General features: G+C 46.1%; 2 protein-coding genes. Both read right to left on the bottom strand.

Annotation, left to right across the window (positions count from 1 at the left end; all coding sequences use genetic code 11):
* Positions 1-60 precede the first annotated feature (60 nt).
* Positions 61-840, bottom strand: coding sequence for an IS21-like element helper ATPase IstB (istB, locus tag EDM54_RS25885; RefSeq protein WP_003386482.1), 780 nt, complete (start codon positions 838-840; stop codon positions 61-63).
* Positions 837-2,078 carry an IS21 family transposase gene (istA, locus tag EDM54_RS25880; RefSeq protein ID WP_024985197.1) on the bottom strand — a complete coding sequence of 414 codons (1,242 nt, stop codon included), beginning with the start codon at positions 2,076-2,078 and terminating at the stop codon, positions 837-839. The genes istB and istA overlap by 4 nt, the downstream gene beginning before the upstream one ends.
* Positions 2,079-2,164: the final 86 nt, after the last annotated feature.

The raw sequence follows: 2,164 nt of genomic DNA, 5'->3' as shown, positions 1-2,164 counted from the left end.
GTGTCAATATCGATTTAATTTTCCCCAAAACTATCGGTTGAAAATTCCCCATTTTTGTCGCTACTGGTTGTTTACTTCAGCAGGCTCCGGTCGAAAGAAACCTGCTTTTTTCTTTTCCTTAATGCGATAACTTTCCCCTTTGATATTGATCGTACTGGAATGGTGAAGCAGTCGGTCCAAAATCGCAGTGGCCAAAATGGTATCTCCGAAAATCTCTCCCCAGGCTCCGTACGATTTGTTTGAAGTCAAGATCAATGAACCTTTTTCATATCGTTCAGATACAATCTGAAAAAAGAAGTGAGCAGCAGTTTCGTCCATTTTGCGGTAACCAATTTCATCGATGATCAACAAGTCTGGTTTGGTGAGCGCCCGCATTTTTTGGGCAATCGTGCGATTGCCATGGGCCGTCTGAAGCGACTGTACCAGATCGTGGGCAGTGATAAAATAAACCGTATAGCGTTGCTTGATTGCTTCCAAACCAAGCGCTACGGCCAAATGAGTTTTACCGACACCGGGTGGCCCCAAGAAGATGAGGTTTTCCTGATGCTCAATAAAACCTAGAGTCGCCAAATCACGGATACGTCTTTCATCAATGGAAGGTTGGAAAGAGAAATCAAATTCGTCTAGTGTTTTTTTGAACGGAAGCCGTGCTAATCGAGTTCTTGTATGCAAAAATCGTTCGTATTTAGCCGCTAATTCCTCCTGCAGAAGCTTGTCCAAAAACTCCAAATACGATATGTTGTGTTTGGATGCTTCTTCGGCGTGATCGTGGAGGATCTCGGGGATGCGTATCCATCCAAAATGACGGGACGCTTCCAACAGGCGTTCTTGCAAGATCATTGCAGCGTCACCTCTTCTTCCGCCAGTTCTTCATACGCCGTAAGAGAGCGTTCCAACACTTCGGGTGTTGAATTCGCCATATAACGAGGTGTAGGTTGGGGAACCGGTTTGCTCGTAGATGTGCGAATTCCTTCGAAGTGTTTTTTTATGCTTACGGTCTGATGACGCCCCCACTGTTTGGAGTGTTCAGCGATTAGATGGCCATTGCAATAAAATCGCAAGACTCCATTTTTCTCATCTTGAATTTCTACTACTCGACCGATGTGCTCCCATGGAACAGAGTAACGATTGGCTTCAAAAGAAACATAAGCATCACTCATCACCTTCCGGTAATGCCGGTCCACAACAGCAAAAGGCACGTGGTTCAAAGGTTGGAGGTCTTCTACTTTCCATCGTTCATTCGGCATTTGATGGGTGGTTCCGTGAAGGCGACAATTTGCAACGGTGTCCAGCCAATAGCGTACTTGTTGATTGAGATCTTGTAGCCCGGTAAAAGTGCCGATGCGAGGCCAAAAGTTCTTTCTGAGATAACCCACCCCATTCTCCACTTTTCCCTTCGTTCGAGCCCGATAGGGCTTGCAGCTCAGCAGCTTGCACCCATAGTGGCTGGCAAAGCGGGCGAAACGCTCGTTCCAGATCACCCTACCATTGTCATCTCGACCAGAAACAACTGTTTTCATGTTGTCGTACAAACAACTTTGAGGGACACCCCCAAAGTACTGCCAAGCCCGAAGATGACATCCGATGAGAGTTTCCAGCTTTTCGTCCTCGGTAAATTCTACATACATCATGCGTGAATAACCCAGCACCATGACGAAAGCGTAAAGACGCTTTTGTTTTCCGTTGACATTTGCTCGAAAATGTCCCCAGTCTACTTGCGCTTGTTGTCCAGGTTTCGTTTCGTATCGTACGGTTACTTTTGAACGAAAGTGGGGACGCAGCGGCTTCATGAAGTCTCGTAAGATGGTGTCCTTTCCGGTATAGCCACGGGCTTTTATTTCTTCGAAGATGATGCGGGCATTTTGACAGCCCTCCGCCATACGAGTACAGATGAAATCCTTAAAAGGATCCAACTTGCTGGGACGTGGTTTGCGAGTAGGAAAGCTCTCTGGCGTATCTTTCAGGAGCCATTTTCGAACCGTTTTTCGATCCCGTCCCATCTCTTCAGCAATTTGGGTAATACTCATACCTTTCAGACGCATTTCTTTGATCACAAAAAACTCCCCATTTTTCACCATATTTACTCTCCTCCCGGAGAGTATGTCGGCTTTTTCTGGGGAATTTTAAACCGCTGATATTGGGGATTTTACAACCGATTTTGACA

Origin of the sequence: Brevibacillus borstelensis, from assembly GCF_003710865.1 — a bacterium.
Lineage (GTDB): Bacteria > Bacillota > Bacilli > Brevibacillales > Brevibacillaceae > Brevibacillus > Brevibacillus borstelensis.
The sequence above is the reverse complement of the archived record's forward strand: the minus strand, read 5'-3'. Positions and strand labels throughout refer to the sequence as shown.